Genomic DNA, 18,937 nt, shown 5'->3' with positions numbered 1-18,937 from the left:
CGGTGGAGTGTATTCCTCAACTGCAGGACTGTCGATTAATCCGGCTACCGGAGCCATTACGCCTTCCACTTCTACTGCAGGAACTTATAATGTTACTTATACCATTGCGGCTGGTGGTGGATGTGCTGCCGTTACAGCTACAACTTCAGTTACTATTAATCCTTCTATAATACCAACATTCACAGCAGTAGCTTCAATTTGTTCAGGGGAAACCCTTAACCCTTTACCGACTATTTCTAACAATGGTATTATAGGGATTTGGTCACCAACTTTAAATAATATAGCGACAACTACTTATACATTTTCACCGGCTACAGGACAATGTGCATCAACAAATACATTAACAGTAACAGTATATTCCGTACCGCTGATAAATTCTATAAATCCACTATACTATTGTGATCCAAATAATGATGGTTTTGGTGTTTTTGATTTGACACAAGTGATTCCAATCGTCACAGGAGGAGCTCCATATCCGGTAAGTTTTCACGAAACTATAACCGATGCTGAAATTAACGGAACTACTATTCCAAATCCTTCCAATTATTTCAATATTCACATAGACATTCAAACAATTTATATCCGTATAGAATCTATAGAATCATCAAGCTGTTATAAAATATTAACTTTAGATTTAATCGTAAACCCAACTCCGGAAGCTAACGAACCTAATGATTATCATGTTTGTGATACTAATAATGATGGGTTTGCTAGTTTCGATTTAACTACAGCAGCTTCACAAATATTTGGTTCAATAAACCAAGCGACTCATACCATTGGCTATTACACCAGTTTGACTAGTGCACAGTTGGGAGCAATTCCGATTGGCAATCCTACTAATTTTGTAAATCAAACCATAAATACACAAACTATTTGGATCAGAGTTACCAATAACACAACTGGTTGTTTTGACATTGTAACATTACAATTGTTTGTTGATCCTTTGCCTTTGGCTACTCAACCAAATTATCCGCCATATACTTTATGTGATAACCATGGTCCTTTAGCTTATGAAGAATTTGATTTGGGTTCAAAAATAACAGACATATTAATCGGGCAAACCGGAATGACTGTAACCTTCCATTTCAGTCAGGCTGATGCTTTGTCCGATATAAATCCGTTACCGCTTTTATATACTAATGCTTCTCCTTATGTACAAACATTATGGATTAGAGTAGAAAATTCAATCACAGGTTGTTTTGTTTTATCAACAATAGATATTCGGGTTGAACCATTACCATCACCAATTCCTCAAAGCGAACCTTATACAATTTGCGATGATAATCAAGACGGATTTGCAACTTTTGATTTGAATACATTGACTGCTGACATACTCCAAGGTACGAATTATACCATCACCTATCACGAAACCATCATAGATGCAGAATTAGGTAACAATCCGTTGACTAATCCTTATGACAATATAACTCCATTTGTTCAGTTTATTTATGCTGCGGCTGTTGATAATGTGAATGGATGCAGAAGTATTATCCCAATCGAGTTAAATGTAAATCCACAACCAATAACTCCATTTACAGTTCCGGATCTAATTCAATGTGATGAAGATAGTAATCCGCAAAATCTGTCCATGATATTTGATTTAACACAAAATGATGCTGCCGTTTTAGCTATTCAGCCATTACCGGCATCAAGTTATACAGTTACTTATTATATTTCTCAAAATGATGCTATTGATGGCACAGCGCCAATAATCCAGTCGACTCATTATATTGGAGACAATCACGAAATCATTTGGGTTCGAGTTGAAAATAATAATTCAAAATGCTATTCAATTGGTTCTTTCGAGTTATTGATTAATCCTCCTATGGCCTTAACAACACCAGCACCATTAAGCATTTGTGATGATGATACTAATCCAAATAATCAATATACTGAATTTGATTTAACCGTTAAAAACAATGAAATTACCGGCGGATTACCAAATACGACCGTAACCTATTATCCAAGTTATCCGGTTACTGCTTCGAGTGTTGCTATTCCAAATCCAACATCATATACTAACATATCGCCTGCTGTTCAGACATTAGGTGTTATGGTTACCAATGCTCAAGGCTGTAGAAGTTACACTACTTTAGACATCAGAGTATTGCCAATTCCAACACCAAGAACAACCGGAATCAATCCATTGCCTCCACAGTGTGATATAAACAATACCGGAGATATGCTGGAAACTTTTAACTTAACCTTAAACGCTTCCATCATAATAAATGGCGACCCTACACTTACGTTACATTATTACCCGACAGAGGCTGATGCTTTCGCTAATACCTATGAAATATTAAATCCAACAGCCGCTTTGGTTGGAACTAATGTATGGATTAGAGTCGAAAACAACCATATTGATTATCTTGGAAATCATTGCTTTGTTGTAGTCGAACAACCACTTACCGTAAATCCGTTGCCAACAATCGTTCAGCCTTTGACGATTCAAAATTGTGATGATAATACCGATGGACAAGCCCCATTTAATTTGACTTCGACTACTGTAAGTTTGCTAGGAAGCACACAATTGCCTGCCGATTTCACCATTACATATTATACAACAGCTTCCGATGCACAGGCAGGAACGAATACAATTCCGAATACAACCAATTTTATCAATACCACTAATCCGCAGATTATTTTTGTCAGAGTAGTAAACAATACGACAGGGTGTTTCAATACAGGACAATTTACACTTGTCGTTAATCCAAAACCAACTGCAACCGTGCCAGCTGCTTTTGAGACTTGTGATGTTGACGGAACAAATGATGGTTTCTTTTCGTTAGATTTGAGTGCGTATATCAATGGAATTATTGGCACTCAAACGGATGTTAATACCACTTTTTATAATACGCAAACCGATGCTATAAACGCAACAAATGCCATTCCTAATTTAACTAATTATCAGGCCTATACCCATACGGTTTGGATTCGGGTTGAAGATGATATAACCGGTTGCTATCAATTAGCACCTTTAAATATAACTGTTGAACCATTGGCTGTACCAATTATTTCTTCACCAACTAACAACATTTGTGTTGATTATACCACCAATGTATTGTTAAGCGGCTTAACATTAGATAGCGGAATTAGAAGCCCAAATTATACCTTTGCCTGGTCATTAAACGGAACCGTAATTCCGGGTGCAATCAATTCAACTTATACGGTTAATACAGTTGCTCCCGGAGATTATACAGTCGTAGCTACAAGTACAAGTTCTTTGGCTTGTGTATCCGATGTTTCGAATACGTTTACCGTAATTCAATCTGGTCCGGCGCAATTTGCTGAACCTCCGTTTTCCATTAGCAATGATTTTAGTGACAATCAAATTATAACCGTTAATGTGGTTGGATTTGGTGTTTATGAATATAGTTTGGATGATGGTCCATTCCAAAGCAGTAACATTTTTCAGCATGCGTCATTGGGTGAACACACCATTACAATTCGTGATGTGAAAGGAAACACCAGTTGTGGTGAAATAGTTATTAGTGGTGTTCAGATAATCGATTATCCTCATTATTTTACTCCAAATGGCGATGGTATTCACGATACATGGAATGTTATTGGATTGGAAGACCAACCTTTTGCCCGACTTTATATTTTTGACCGCTATGGTAAACTGTTGAAACAATTAAGTACAACCGGAAATGGCTGGGACGGAACTTATAACGGACACATGCTTCCAGCTGATGATTACTGGTTTAAAGTAGAATACTTAGACCAGACCAAGACCAGATGGAAAGAATTTAAATCGCATTTCACACTAAAAAGATAATAGCGGAATTTGTTATATTTGGACGACAAATTCAACCTTATGGAACAATACGGGAAAATCTTATTGATTGCTATGCCATTCTTTCTTTTGCTAATCGTAATCGAAAAAGTATACGGCTATTTTAAAGGTGTCGATCATGCACCAATGATGGACAGCATTTCAAGTATCAGTTCCGGAATGACCAATGCCGTCAAGGATACTTTGGGCTTGAGTATTGCGATTATTTCATATGAATGGATGGTTTCAAATTTAGCAATCATTCATATCGAAGCTACGATTCTGACATATATAATTGCTTTTTTTGTGATTGATTTTTATGGTTATTGGAGCCATCGATGGGCACATCAAATTAACTTCTTCTGGAACAAACACGCCATTCATCACAGCAGTGAAGAATTCAATTTGGCTTGTGCATTGCGTCAGCCGATTTCGAGTTTTGTCAATCTGTTTACTTTCCTGTTGTTGCCTGCAGCGATTTTTGGAGTGCCATCAACTGTAATTGCCATTTTGTTGCCGATACATTTGTTTTTACAATTTTGGTATCACACGCGTTATATTGAAAAACTTGGTTTTCTGGAAAAATTCATGGTTACGCCTTCACATCACAGAGTACATCATGCCATCAATCCGGAATATATGGATAAAAATCACGGTCAGATATTCATCTTTTGGGACAAATGGTTTGGTACTTTTCAAGAAGAACTAGATGCGGTTCCGCCTGTATTTGGAATCACACGACCGGCGCATACATGGAATCCAATCAAAATAAATTTTCAGCATTTGTGGCTTTTGATTAAAGATGCTTATCATGCCGAAAACTGGAAAGACAAACTCACCATTTGGTTTAAACCAACAGGCTGGCGACCAAAAGATTTTGATGAAAAATATCCGGTTGATAAAATTACAGATGTCTATCGTTTTGATAAATACGGCAAGCAGCATTCACAACTTTTGATGTATTGGTCCTTGGTACAATTGTTCACCACTTTGGGATTGATAAGCTATCTTTTCGGAAACATTGGAACAATCGGTTTGCCCAATATTTTTGTCTATGGATTGTTTATTTTCCTAACAGTTTATAGCTATACTGAACTGATGGACACACGTAAATTCTCCATTTTCTGGGAAGGATTGCGATTTATTTTTTCAATGGGAATTCTTTATTGCTATGGCGATTGGTTTGGCATGTCAACGTTTTTATCCTATTCAAATGTGGTGCTAATCTCCTATTTCACTTTATCATTATTGATGAGTTCCTATTTTGTTTTTGTGGAATTCAAGAATACTCCAAACAAACTTTCTTATGATAACTAGCCAACGATTGCTTCAGATTTTTGTGGTTTTTGGAATATGCTATTCAATACTTTTACTCACCGGAAACGATACTTTAACCTGGTATTTAAAACCCTTTTTGATGCCGTTTTTGTTTTATGCTGTGGTAACAAGCGAACCATTTGATACCAAAAAATGGCTGCTGTTGGCTTTATTTTTTTCCTGGATTGGCGACTGTATTTTGATGTTTGCCAATAAAGGCGAATTGTATTTTATCCTCGGCTTGGTGGCTTTCCTGCTTACTCACATCTTATTTATTGTATTATTCACACAACAAACAATGGTAAGCATCAGCTTCAAAAAACCTTTGTTTTGGGTTGGTTTTGTTTGTGCTACCATTTATTTGATTAGCATACTTTCGCTTTTAATTCCAACTTTAGGCGATTTAAAATTTCCCGTAACCGGATATGCATTAACTATTACAATTATGCTAAAAACAGCTTTAAAAGGAACTTTTGACTGGCAGGGAAATTCAAAATATGTGGTACTGATTGGCGCTGTTTTTTTTGTGATTTCGGATAGCATTTTAGCTATCGATAAGTTTCATTCGCCAGTTGCTGCTGCATCCTTTTCGATAATGATAACCTATCTGATAGCACAGTTCAGCATTACTTTCGGCATTTTGAAATTGAATCAAAAAAAGAATTAGGAGCACAACATTTAGCATCTTTAGGTTGTGCAGTCCCGCTATCCGCTATACTTCGTGCCGCTGCTATCGGGGCTATTTATTTCGTTTTGCTAAACTCAGGAAGTTAATGTGGCAGCTTATCTTTTAAAACTCCATAAAGAAAAGTACCAAAAACAGCTCCGATTAATATCAATCCGATACTCATAAAACCAGCGCCGAGTAGTATAAAAATTGGCCCGGGACACGCGCCAACCATTGCCCAGCCTAATCCAAAAAGAACACCCCCAATCCAATAACGTGCGTTTCCTTTTTCTTTGTCCTGTATGGTTAGCAGATTACCATCAATGTCTTTTAGTTTATTTCTTTTTATGATTTGAATACCAATAACTCCGGTAACAATTGCAGTCATAATTATGCCATACATATGAAACGACTGAAACTGAAACATTTCATAAATTCGGTACCAGGAAACGGCTTCTGCTTTGGTTAAAACGATACCAAAGAAAAATCCAACGAGTAAATATTTTAGTAGATTCATAGCTTAAAAAAGTAAGGGTAAAATATAATGCGACATAATCAAACCGCCAACAAAAAAACCAATAACTGCTTTTAGTGAAGGTAATTGCAAATTACTCATTCCGGCAATGGCATGACCCGAAGTACAACCACCGGCATAACGGGAACCAAAACCAATTAACAATCCACCAACGAGTAGCATAATAATCATTTTTGGAGATTCAAATATTTGATTTCCAAATAGTGTATCCGGCAATAATTTCCCGTTTGGCGCATCAATTCCCATAGCGGATAATTGCTCAATAGTTTTTGGATTGATATCGACATTAGAAGCATCATTCATAAAATGAACTGCCACATAACCGCCAATCATCGCGCCGGCAACAACAGCTAAATTCCAGCGTTGCGACTTCCAATCCCAATCAAAAAAAGGAACTTTCTTTCCAACTCCTGTCATGGCACATAACGAGCGTAAGTTGGACGACATTCCGAATACTTTTCCAAAATAATTAAGCAGCAGCATTACGATAGCTATCAGAAAACCTGCAACCGACCAATGCCAAGTTTGAGTTAAAATTTCCATACAATATATTTTATACAAAAATAGAAATTCATTTGAACTTGGTCGATAAACTATTGCTATAATTCCCTATTTTTGATTTGCTTTTTTTTTGCACGATAATTGTAAAAGGAAAACAAAAACTATTTATCATGAAAATCAAAGCCTTTTTAATTGCATTTGTTATTGCAATAACAACCTCATCCTGTATTAGTACAAAGTCTACTTTAAAAAATGTAGATGACAATGCTCCTATTCCAACACTATCAGCAAACAACACTTTTGTTTTAACTGAATACAGTAAAGACAAAAAATATGGTTATGACGCTGATTATCCAATCAATGTTTTTTACAAAAATACCAAAGACGAAAATCTAAACGCTGAACGTTTTCTAAATGCTTTAGCCGGGCCAAAAGGTGAAAAAATAACATTTTCTAAAGTGGAAAGCTGCTGTCCTTTTCCGACCAAAAGAACCGAAATCGGTGCAGGTTTTCTTGATTTGTATGAGTTAAAATGGGAAGGACAAACCGAGCCGGTAAAATTATACCTAAACATTTATGAGAAAGGATATTTGCTTGTTCCTGTCGGTCTTACTATCAAAAAATAACTTAACATATTTACTGTAAGGAATATTCAAAAAATCCTTATATTAGCGTCTTCAAAAAAACAAAACACTTTATGAATCTAAATTCCATTCCACAAATCAAGAACCTTGATAGTGGAAATTTCTTCGTGCTTGCCGGTCCATGTGCTATCGAAGGCGAAGAAATGGCTATGAAAATAGCCGAAAAACTAGTTACAATTACAGACAAATTACAAATTCCATACGTTTTCAAAGGTTCGTTTAAAAAAGCAAATCGCTCCAGAATTGATAGTTTCTCTGGAATTGGTGATGAAAAAGCCTTAAAAATACTTCGCAAAGTTGCCGAAACTTTTCATATACCAACCGTTACAGATATTCATACTAACGAAGATGCCGATAAAGCTGCGCAATACGTTGATGTGTTGCAAATTCCGGCATTTCTGGTTCGTCAAACCGATTTAGTAGTAGCTGCAGCCAATACCGGAAAAACGGTCAATCTAAAGAAAGGACAATTCATGAGTCCGGAAAGCATGAAACATGCGGTTCAAAAAGTATTGGACTGCAACAATCAAAATGTAATGGTTACCGATAGAGGAAGTATGTTTGGCTATCAGGATATGATAGTTGACTTCCGTGGAATTCCAACTATGCAACAGTACGCCACAACCGTTTTGGATGTTACCCATTCGTTACAGCAACCAAATCAAACTGCCGGTGTAACCGGCGGAAGACCTGATATGATTGAAACCATTGCCAAAGCAGGAATTGCAGTTGGCGTTGACGGAATTTTTATCGAAACCCATTTTGACCCGGCAAATGCCAAAAGTGATGGTGCTAATATGCTACATTTAGACTATTTCGAAGGCTTGATGACACGTTTGGTAGCCATCAGAAAAACAATCAATCAATTTTAATTTAGTACACATTTTGAAAAAAACATTATTTTCATACATAACTTTTTTTGCCTTAACTCTTGTTGTTTCTGCTCAGGAAAAAGCAGTTAACCCAGTTAAATATACCGCACACAACAAAGGAAAAATGTTTATCTTTTGGGGTGGAAATCGCGAAAGCTTTTCAAAATCAGACATACACTTCAAAGGACCTGATTATGATTTTACGCTATATGATGTTCGGGCAAGTGACAAACCAAAAGGCTGGAGCATCGATTATATAAATCCGTCCCGAATGACAATTCCTCAAACCAATTTTAGAATTGGTTATTTCATCAATGACCATTATAATATTTCTATTGGATTTGATCATATGAAATATGTTATGATTCAAAATCAAAATGTTGAAGTTGGCGGTGTTGTTGGAGATTCCTATCCGGATCATGCCGGAGTTTATTTGCCATCCGGAAATAATAATACAATTGATTTGACAGATGGAACTTTTTTAATTTTCGAGCATACTGATGGTTTGAATTATATTAATACTGAGTTTTCACGTGTGGATGATATTTCAAAGATTTTCAACATAAGAAATACTGATAAATTTCAATTGAATATTACCGAAGGTATCGGAACAGGAATATTGTATCCAAAAACCAACGCTACCCTGCTTGGTAAAGAACGACACGATGATTTTCATGTCTCGGGATTTGGTATTTCGGCGAAAGTTGGTCTAAACCTGACCTTCTTTAAATACTTTTTCATTCAAGCCGAAATGAAGGGCGGTTACATTAATATGAATGACATTCGAACAACAAAAGATTCGGCAGATAGTGCCTCACAGCATTTTTTATTTTTACAAAGGATAATTGCCTTCGGCGGAATATTTACAATATAATTTTTTTATCAAATCCTTGACCAAAAACCAACTATTATGAAAAAAATTAGTTTCTCAATTTTAGCCCTATTATTATTTTCAATCAACGCCTATTCACAGTTCTCAGAGGGATTTGAAAACACAACGGGTCCTGATATTTCGTCAACTAACTGGACATTAGATTCAGGAAACTGGGCTGTTTTTGATAACGGTATTGGTACGCAAAGATGGGGAATCAATTCGGCTATCACGGATCCGGTAACTGTATATCAAGGAGCTAATGCTGCTTATATTAATAGAGATAATATTGGTCAGGGCAATACTTCTGAAAATTATTTGGCAACTCCACCAATAGAAGTTCCAACCAATGGTGAATTACATTTTTTCACAAGAATGTTTACCAGTGGAAATCAAGGTACCATTTATCAGGTAAAAGTAGCTCCTCTTAGCGGAACGCAAACTAATCCTAATGATTATGTATTAGTACAACAGTGGTCAGAAGATGAATTAATTACACCTACATCAAATTTTAATATCTATACTGAAAAAACAGTTGATTTGTCAGCTTTTGCAGGTCAATTCGTTTATATTGCTTTTGTAAAAGTATTTACACAACCAACTACATCAATAGATGGAGACCGATGGTTAATAGATAGTGTTGGCGTAAATGCGAGATGTTTACCGGCAACAGGATTAACTTTTTCTGCAATAACAGTAAATGGTGCAACCCTAAACTGGATAAACCCTAATGGTGTAGGTACTACTTGGGAAATAGAAGTTGTGCTTGCATCAGGAACTCCGACAGGAACTCCAACTCATACCACTAGTACATTACCATTTGTTGTAACAGGTTTACTTCCTAATACGGCATACAAATATTATGTCAGAGCAATATGTACCTCTGGATTTTCGAGCACATGGTCTACAGCTTCAGCCAACTTTATCACTGGAACAGCTCCGCCAATTTGTGGTGGAAACTTTGTAGATTCAGGTGGTGTCGGTGGCAATTATGCTAATAATGAAAACATTACCACTACGATATGCCCAACTAATCCGGGCGACCAGGTAACGGTTACTTTTACTTCATTTAACACCCAAAACGGTATTGACTTTTTAAGAGTATATGACGGTAATAATGCTTCTGCACCATTGTTAGCTACTTTATCAGGTACTACATTACCACCGGCATTTACATCTTCAGCCTCTTCCGGATGTTTAACATTTGTGTTTACTTCTAATGGTACAACTACAGCTGGTGGATGGGCAAGTAATGTTTCTTGTGCACCGGCTCCAACATGTAGTATTCCAAATACTGTAACCAACACAGCTGTTCTTTCAACTACTGCTTCCATAGGATGGACACAACCTGCAAATCCTGATACATCGATAGCTACAGCATGGGAAATCTTGGCTTTACCTTGTGGTTCAGCAGCTCCAACTGCAGGTTCAACCGGATATGTTAGTGCAACTTCAAACCCATTTACTTTAACCGGATTGACACCTTTAACTTGTTATGACATTTATGTCAGAGCGGTTTGTTCAGCCTCTGATAGTAGTGCCTGGTCTAGAACTGCTACTTCATTTACAACACAGGCTGCACCACCGGTTTGTGGCGGAAACTTTGTTGATAGCGGTGGTACAACCGGAAGCTATTCGGATAATGAAAATGTGACAACCACCATTTGCCCAACAACTTCGGGTGATTTAGTGACAGTTACCTTTACTTCATTTTCGATGGAAAGTTGTTGTGATAGTCTTAGAATTTATGACGGAAACAGTACAGCCGGAACTTTGTTAGGAACCTATACAGGTACCACTTTACCTCCTGCTTTTACTTCGAGTGCTGCAAACGGTTGTTTGACTTTTGTATTTGTATCTGATAGTAGTGTCGTACAATCAGGTTGGACAGCAAATGTAACTTGTGCTCCGGCACCAACTTGTAGAAAACCTACAACCATAACAAATACATCTGTTCTTTCGACATCAGCAGTTATAGGTTGGACACAACCTGTAAATCCTGACACATCAGTAGCTACAGCTTGGCAAGTCTTGGCTTTACCTTGTGGTTCAGCAGCTCCAACAGCTGCTTCAACAGGTTGGGTTACTGCTTCAACCAATCCTTTCACTTTGACTGGATTGTCACCTACAGTTTGTTATGATGTATATGTTAGAGCGGTATGTTCAGCTTCAGACAGCAGTGTTTGGTCAGCTGCAACCTCTTTTACAACACAAGCTGCACCACCGGTTTGTGGCGGAAACTTTGTTGATAGCGGTGGTACAACAGGAAACTATGGTAATAATCAAAATATAACAACCACTATTTGTCCAACAACTTCAGGTGATTTAGTGACAGTTACCTTTACTTCATTTTCGATGGAAAGTTGTTGTGATAGTCTTAGAATTTATGATGGGAACAGTACTGCCGGAACTTTATTAGGAACCTATACAGGTACCACTTTACCTCCTGCTTTTACTTCAAGTGCAGCGAATGGCTGTTTGACTTTTGTCTTTGTATCTGATAGTAGTGTTGTGCAATCAGGTTGGATTGCAAATATTACCTGTGCACCTGCACCAACTTGCAGTAAGCCTGTAAGTATTACAAATACCTCGGTTCTTTCTACTTCAGCTGTTATTGGTTGGACACAACCCGCAAACCCTGACACATCGATAGCTACAGCTTGGCAAGTCTTGGCTTTGCCTTGTGGCTCAGCAGCTCCAACAGCGGCAACTACAGGTTGGGTTCCGGCTTCAACCAATCCATTTACTTTGACTGGATTAACACCTTTAACTTGCTATAATGTTTATATTAGAGCAGTATGTTCAGCTTCAGACAGCAGTGCTTGGTCTACGGCAACTGCTTTCACTACACAAGCTTTACCTCCGGTTTGTGGTGGAAACTTTGTTGATAGTGGTGGACCTGCCGGAAACTATTCGAATAATGAAAATACAACAACGACCATTTGCCCAACAAATTCAGGCGATTTAGTAACTGTTCAGTTTACTTCATTCTCGATGGAAAGCTGTTGTGATAGACTTATGATTTATGATGGTAGTAGTACTGCCGGAACTTTATTAGGAACATACACCGGCACAGCTTTGCCTCCAACTTATACTTCATCCTCTCCGGGTGGCTGTTTGACTTTTGTGTTTACTTCTGATAGTAGTGTTGTACAAACAGGTTGGGCAGCAAATATAACTTGTGGGCCTGCACCAACTTGTAGTAGACCAACAACGTTAACAAATACATCGGTTCTTTCTACTTCAGCTGTTATAGGTTGGACACAACCCGCAAACCCTGACACATCAGTAGCTACAGCATGGCAAATTCTGGCTTTACCTTGTGGTTCAGTTGCTCCGACAGCTGCTTCAACCGGATATGTTAGTGCTTCTACAAATCCTTTTACTTTAACCGGATTAACACCTTTAACCTGTTATGATGTTTATGTTAGAGCGGTTTGTTCGGCATCAGATAGCAGTGCTTGGTCTACTGCAACTACTTTCACTACGCAGGCTTTACCTCCGGTTTGTGGTGGAAACTTTGTTGATAGTGGTGGACCTGCCGGAAACTATTCGAATAATGAAAATACAACAACGACTATTTGCCCAACAAATTCAGGCGATTTAGTAACTGTTCAATTTACTTCATTTTCGATGGAAAGTTGTTGTGACAGCCTTAGAATTTATGATGGAAGTAGCACAGCAGCCCCTTTATTGGGAACCTACACTGGTACTGCTTTGCCTCCAACTTATACTTCATCCTCTCCGGGTGGCTGCTTGACTTTTGTATTTGTCTCTGACGGTAGTGTTGTCCAAACAGGTTGGGCAGCAAATATAACTTGTGGACCTGCACCAACTTGTAGTAAACCTATAACTTTAACAAATACAACAGTTCTCTCAAATTCAGCTGTCATTGGTTGGACACAACCCGCAAATCCGGATACAACTATTGCTACAGCATGGGAAGTTCTGGCTTTACCTTGTGGTTCAGTTGCTCCAACTGCTGCTTCAACAGGATATGTTAGTGTTTCTACAAATCCGTTCACTTTAACCGGATTAACACCTTTAACGTGTTATGATGTTTATGTTAGAGCTGTTTGTTCGGCTTCTGACAGCAGTGCCTGGTCGACTGCAACTACTTTCACTACTCAAGCTTTACCTCCGGTTTGTGGCGGAAACTTTGTTGATACTGGCGGACCAACCGGGAACTATAACAATAATGCTAACATCACTACAACTATTTGCCCAACAAGCCCCGGCGATTTAGTAACAGTTGAATTTACTTCATTTAACCTTGAAACTGGTTTTGATCAATTAAGAATATACGATGGTGATAATACTGCAGCTCCTTTATTAGGTACCTATTCAGGAACTGTTATTCCTCCAACTTATACTTCGAATGCTGCAAATGGGTGTTTAACTTTTGTGTTTACATCTGATGGAAGTGGAACCCGAGCTGGTTGGACTTCAAACGTAACTTGTGCTCCGGCACCATTATGTCGTAAACCAACTACTTTAACAACCTCGGCTCTATCTTCAAACTCTGTCAATCTTGCTTGGACGAATGTCGGTAATGCCACCTCTTGGGAAGTTTTAGCTTTACCATGTGGTTCTGCAGTTCCAACAGCAGCAACTACAGGTTGGGTTCCGGCTTCAACTAATCCGTTTGTTCTTACCGGTTTATTCCCGAATACTTGTTACACCATATATGTTCGTGGAAATTGTGGTACTGATGGCGTTAGTGATTGGTCGACTCCAGTGACTATAACAACTCAAATTGCACCTCCTGGTTGTGGTGGTAATTTCTTAGATTCCGGAGCGTTAGGTAATTATGCGAATAATTCAAACATAGGAACACTTATTTGTCCTTCGTCGCCAACAGATAAAGTTACTGTTACTTTCACTTCTTTTGATACAGAACTCAATAATGATATTTTAAGAATTTACAATGGTGATAGTGCTTTAGCACCTCTAATCGGTACTTATTCGGGTACAACTTTGCCTCCTTCAGCTACATCATCTGCAGCAAATGGATGTTTATATTTTGTGTTTATTTCAAATGGCTCGGTTACTCAAACAGGTTGGTCATCAAATATTACTTGTGCTCCTGCTGCTTCATGTCCAAATCCTTTGGGAGTATCTGCTAGTACTGTAGTTACAACAACATCACAATTAAGTTGGATTGAAGCGGGAAGCGCGACTTCATGGCAGGTGTTAATTTTACCTTGCGGTTCACCTCCGCCAACAAATAGTACTCCGGGTTGGATTTCAACTACTTCAAATCCATATACGGTAACTGGCTTAACACCTAATTGTTGTAATCAATACTATGTTAGAAGTGTATGTTCAGGTTCTGAAACAAGTGTTTGGACAGCAGCTTATCTAACTCAGGCTGGTGCGTATGTTGTTTGGAATACCGCAAATGGTGCAGCCTCAGTAACCGGAACCTTCCCTGGTGGAACAGTTACTGTTACACAGACCGGAGGTGGAAACGCGATAACCCTTACAAGCCCAGCTGCTTTTCCTGGGAATTTAGTTGTAACAGGGAATAATACTTTCTCCACTTTTGGACCAACTACAAATCCACCATCGAGAAGTTTGACATTTACATTTTCAACTCCTGTAATTATTGATAGGTACAGTATGTCCGATGTTGATTTAGGTGGTTCTTGGAATGATACATTTAATTTTGGTGGAGTTACCTTTACCTCAACAACATCAACAAACCTTACTACTACTGTAACCGGTGCTGTTGCAACGACTGAGACTGGTAATAATGCTGAGTATGGATCGTGGTTCATGAGTACAACCCCAGTTACAAGTTTTTCATTAAATTATGCAACAACAGGTGGACTAACCCATGCCTATTTAGCTTATGCTTTAAAAGTATTTTTACCATGTCCTGTTCCTCTTGCTACTTTAGAAGTAACTGTCAATAGTCCAACTGTATGCCAAGGAACTCCGGCTACAGTAACGGCCACACCAAATATTCCCGGAACTTATAATTATACTTGGACAGTTCCATCTGGAGCTACAAATCCTGGAAATGTTGCCAGCTTTACAACTAATGTGGCGGGGGTATATAGTGTTATTATTACTGACACTACTACAGGAGCGACTAGTACTAGCGCTTCCGGAACGGTTACTATAAATACACCTACAGTTCCTACATTCATATCTCCAGCACCTATTTGTACAGGAACCACAGCACCAACCTTACCTACAACTTCGTTGAATGGCATAACAGGAACTTGGTCGCCGAGTGTTGTTGACAATACACTAACCGGAACATACACCTTTACTCCGAATACCGGTCAATGTGCTGATATAGTAACTTTAACGGTAACGGTTTTACAAGATTGTTCTTTTGGAAGTTTTGCCAGTGCAGTTTGGTTAACAAATTGTGAGGATAACAATTTCTTTAATACTGTTGGTTCTGGAACTTCAATAATTGGTCCGGCTGAAAATGTTTTCCCTGATACTGATTTTGGAACTTACATTTCTAACTCGGGTACATTCAAATTAAGAGGTGGCGAGGTAAAAACATTCAAATCTGCTACTGCAAACGTTTGTAGTGCTCGATTGAATTATAGAATTTACCCACAAGGAGGGACTCCGGGTACGTTTACGGTATTAAATTTACCATTCTTTGAAGACTGTACATCTGGTTCCTTCCCTAGTGGCGGACCTTGTAGTCCCGGTGATCAAAAATGGCAAGAAGTTTTGAGTGATGTAGAATTACCAGCAGATTTAACAGCTTTCCCGGCAGGTGATTATGTATTGGAAGTATTTTATGATATAACCGGAGATGTAAATTCTACAACACAATGTGATGATACTATTCATATAAATAATGCCGGAAATAATTTTATAGCGACTTATACATTACAGGAAAATCCAACTTACACCTCAACAAATCCTACGATTTGTAATGGAAATGATGGATCTATTACTATTGATAATTTGGCTCCGGATACAACCTACACTATGACTTATACTCATAATAGTGCTGTTGTTGGCCCATTAACAATCACCTCTAATAGCGCAGGTCAGTACCTCTTGAGTGGATTAACAGTTGGAGTCTATGCTAACTTTAATTATGCTGTAAACAGTTGCACTTTTGCTTCAACTGACGTTATAACACTTACTGTTGAGTCGATAGTACCAATTACGAGTACTGATCCTTTGAATTGTAATGGTAATAACGGAACAATTACTATTAGTAATTTAGTTCCAAACCAATCTTATGCCGTAACATATACAGATGATACAGTTGTAGTTGGCCCAATTACTATAATAGCTGACACTAGTGGTCAAATTGTATTGACGGGATTGAATGCGGGAACATATACTAATTTCAGCCTAACAACTACATATTGTACTGCAACATCAACTCAAGTGGTGACTTTGGTTAATCCGGCACCTCCGGTTGTGACTGTTAACAGTTCAACTATCTGTTCCGGTCAATCAGCAACTATTACCGCCACACCTGCAGTGGCAGGCAGCTACAATTATGTTTGGACAGTTCCAGCTGGATTTACAAACCCAGGTAATGTGGCTAGCTTTAACACATCTGTTGCCGGAACTTATACTGTGGTAATTACACCAACCGGAACTTCTTTCTGCAATGGCAGTTTTGAAAGTCCGACAACAAGCGGTGCTTTCCCTAACATGATTAATGAAGCTGCGGTTCCTTGCTGGGATACTACTGCTCCGGATGGAATTATGGAAATTTGGCCAGCAGCAGGTTTCGAAGGTGTTTTTGCTTATCAAGGAAGTAATTTTATTGAAATGAACGGAAATTCAACGGATACAATTTTCCAGGATTTCACTACATATCCCGGAGCTCAATTACAAATTTCATTTGCTCATAGAGGTCGTCAAGGAAATGATGTTGTTGGAGTTGAAATTGGTCCAATTGGTGGTCCATACACAAGTCTAGGAAACTTTAACGATTCTAATGCTGCATGGGTTTATCGTACTTTAAATTATACTATTCCTACAACTTCAGGAAATAATTATACTATTCGATTTGTGTCTGTGTCAAGTACGGGTGGAGATCCAACTGTTGGTAATTTCATAGATGCCGTAAGCATTACTTCGGTTGAATGTAGCTCGCTTTCAGCATCAGGAACGGTATCTTTATTACCTACTGTAACGTTGAATTTAACTTCGGCGAATAACACTCAATCTGTTTGTATTAATACTGCAATTAATGCTATAACTTATACATCAGTAAACACTACAGATGTTACTGTGACTGGACTTCCAACTGGAGTAACTGGTAGTTTTGACTCTGGAACCGGGGTATTTACTATAAGCGGAACTCCAACGCAATCAGGAACATTCCCATACTCTGTAAGTACTGTAGGTGGTTGCAACACTGTCACTTTAAATGGAACTATAGTTGTAAATCCAACTGTTACAGCAACATTTACTCCAATAACAATTTGTAGAGGAGATGTTGTAACATTGCCATCAACTTCATTAGAAGGATTTACGGGTACTTGGAATCCAGCTACTGTAGACAACACTCAAACAGGAACGTATGTATTTACACCAAATTCAGGTCAATGTGCGGCAAACGGAAGTTTAACTATTACTGTTAACCAACCTACTCCAAGTACATTTGCGGCTATAGCTGCTATTTGTAATGGAGATACAGCACCTGTCCTGCCTGCAACTTCATTAGAAGGATTTACAGGAACTTGGTCACCAAGCGTAGTGAGTAATACACAATCGGGAACGTATACCTTTACTCCAACTGCCGGACAATGTGCGTCAAGCGGAACTGTTTCGGTAACTGTTAATCAACCTACACCAAGTACGTTTGCAGCAATACCAGCAATTTGTAATGGAGATACAGCACCTGTTTTACCTACAACTTCTTTAGAAGGATTTACCGGAACTTGGTCACCAAGTACGGTAAGTAACACATTATCGGGAACGTATACCTTTACTCCAACTGCTGGACAATGTGCGTCAAGCGGAACTGTTTCGGTAACAGTTAACCAAAAAGTAACTGCTACATTTAATACTGTTGCTCCGTTATGTATTGGCGAAACTGCTCCTGCACTTCCTGCTACATCTATACAAGGATATACAGGAACCTGGACACCAGCGGTTATTGACAATACAGCTTCGGGAACTTACACATTTGTTCCTGATGCCGGACAATGTGCCAATAACGGAAGTCTTTCAGTAACTGTTCAAAGTGCGTTTGATTTTGAACTATCCGGAAATTGTGTTGGTAACGATTTTATTTTAGAAGTTACCAGTTTAAATAATACTATCGATCTCAATACAGCTAGTTTTGTTTGGAGTAACAGCAATGGTCAGACAGTTGGCAATAACTCAAGTACATTTAATGTTACTGAATATTTAAATTCAACCACAGTAGTCGAAGAAATGCCAATCACTTTCTCTGTGACTGTTACCAATGCAGATGGATGTTATAAATCGGAACCGATTACTTTGGATAGAATTTTCTGTGGTATCCAAAAAGGAATTTCTGTAAATAATGATGGGGATAACGAGTTCTTTGATTTAACCCAATTAAATGTAAAACACCTGAGTATTTTCAATAGATACGGAATGAAAGTCTATAGCAAAGCTGGCTATACCAATGAATGGAAAGGTCAATCTGACAAAGGTGACGAGTTACCTGATGGAACTTATTACTATGTTATTGATTTCAATGATAATCTACCGGCGAAAACGGGTTGGATTTATATCAACAGAGAATATTAATTTAAATAAAAAAACGTCCCGTATAT

General features: G+C 38.2%; 9 protein-coding genes. 7 read left to right on the top strand and 2 right to left on the bottom strand.

Features of this window, described 5'->3' with window-relative positions; genetic code table 11:
* The 3 genes from L1S35_RS11460 to L1S35_RS11450 form a co-directional block, all read left to right on the top strand.
* Nucleotides 1-3,778: T9SS type B sorting domain-containing protein (locus L1S35_RS11460; protein ID WP_236400798.1), on the top strand; the 3,778-nt coding region annotated here is incomplete at its 5' end.
* Nucleotides 3,779-3,817: 39 nt separating this feature from the next.
* Nucleotides 3,818-5,092: a sterol desaturase family protein gene (locus L1S35_RS11455; RefSeq protein ID WP_236400796.1), complete on the top strand. Its 1,275-nt coding sequence runs from the start codon at nt 3,818-3,820 to the stop codon at nt 5,090-5,092.
* Nucleotides 5,082-5,759, top strand: coding sequence for a lysoplasmalogenase (locus L1S35_RS11450; RefSeq protein WP_236400794.1), 678 nt, complete (start codon nt 5,082-5,084; stop codon nt 5,757-5,759). Before L1S35_RS11455 ends, L1S35_RS11450 begins: the two co-directional genes overlap by 11 nt.
* 103 nt (nt 5,760-5,862) lie before the next feature.
* Here L1S35_RS11450 and L1S35_RS11445 read toward each other — a convergent pair whose 3' ends face one another.
* Together L1S35_RS11445 and L1S35_RS11440 are read right to left on the bottom strand one after the other, a co-directional pair.
* Complete coding sequence (locus L1S35_RS11445; protein WP_236400792.1) at nt 5,863-6,276, bottom strand: DUF6691 family protein; 414 nt, start codon at nt 6,274-6,276, stop codon at nt 5,863-5,865.
* Nucleotides 6,277-6,279: 3 nt separating this feature from the next.
* Complete coding sequence (locus L1S35_RS11440) at nt 6,280-6,837, bottom strand: YeeE/YedE family protein (protein ID WP_236400790.1); 558 nt, start codon at nt 6,835-6,837, stop codon at nt 6,280-6,282.
* A 128-nt stretch (nt 6,838-6,965) separates the two neighbouring features.
* Here L1S35_RS11440 and L1S35_RS11435 point away from each other — a divergent pair, with 128 nt between their 5' ends.
* The 4 genes from L1S35_RS11435 to L1S35_RS11420 all read left to right on the top strand — a co-directional run bounded on the left by L1S35_RS11435 (nt 6,966) and on the right by L1S35_RS11420 (nt 18,911).
* Entirely contained in the window at nt 6,966-7,421 is a 456-nt protein-coding gene (locus tag L1S35_RS11435; RefSeq protein ID WP_236400788.1) for a 2-dehydro-3-deoxyphosphooctonate aldolase, read from the top strand.
* Between the two features lie 71 nt (nt 7,422-7,492).
* Entirely contained in the window at nt 7,493-8,311 is an 819-nt protein-coding gene (gene kdsA / locus L1S35_RS11430; protein ID WP_236400786.1) for a 3-deoxy-8-phosphooctulonate synthase, read from the top strand.
* A gap of 13 nt (nt 8,312-8,324) precedes the next feature.
* Nucleotides 8,325-9,185 (top strand): hypothetical protein, encoded by an 861-nt coding sequence (locus tag L1S35_RS11425; RefSeq protein WP_255700849.1) that lies wholly within the window; start codon nt 8,325-8,327, stop codon nt 9,183-9,185.
* Between the two features lie 36 nt (nt 9,186-9,221).
* Complete coding sequence (locus tag L1S35_RS11420) at nt 9,222-18,911, top strand: CUB domain-containing protein (protein ID WP_236400784.1); 9,690 nt, start codon at nt 9,222-9,224, stop codon at nt 18,909-18,911.
* Nucleotides 18,912-18,937: the final 26 nt, after the last annotated feature.

This window comes from Flavobacterium anseongense, assembly GCF_021608185.1.
Taxonomy (GTDB): Bacteria; Bacteroidota; Bacteroidia; order Flavobacteriales; family Flavobacteriaceae; genus Flavobacterium; species Flavobacterium anseongense.
This window is presented reverse-complemented; position numbering and strand designations above follow the sequence as displayed.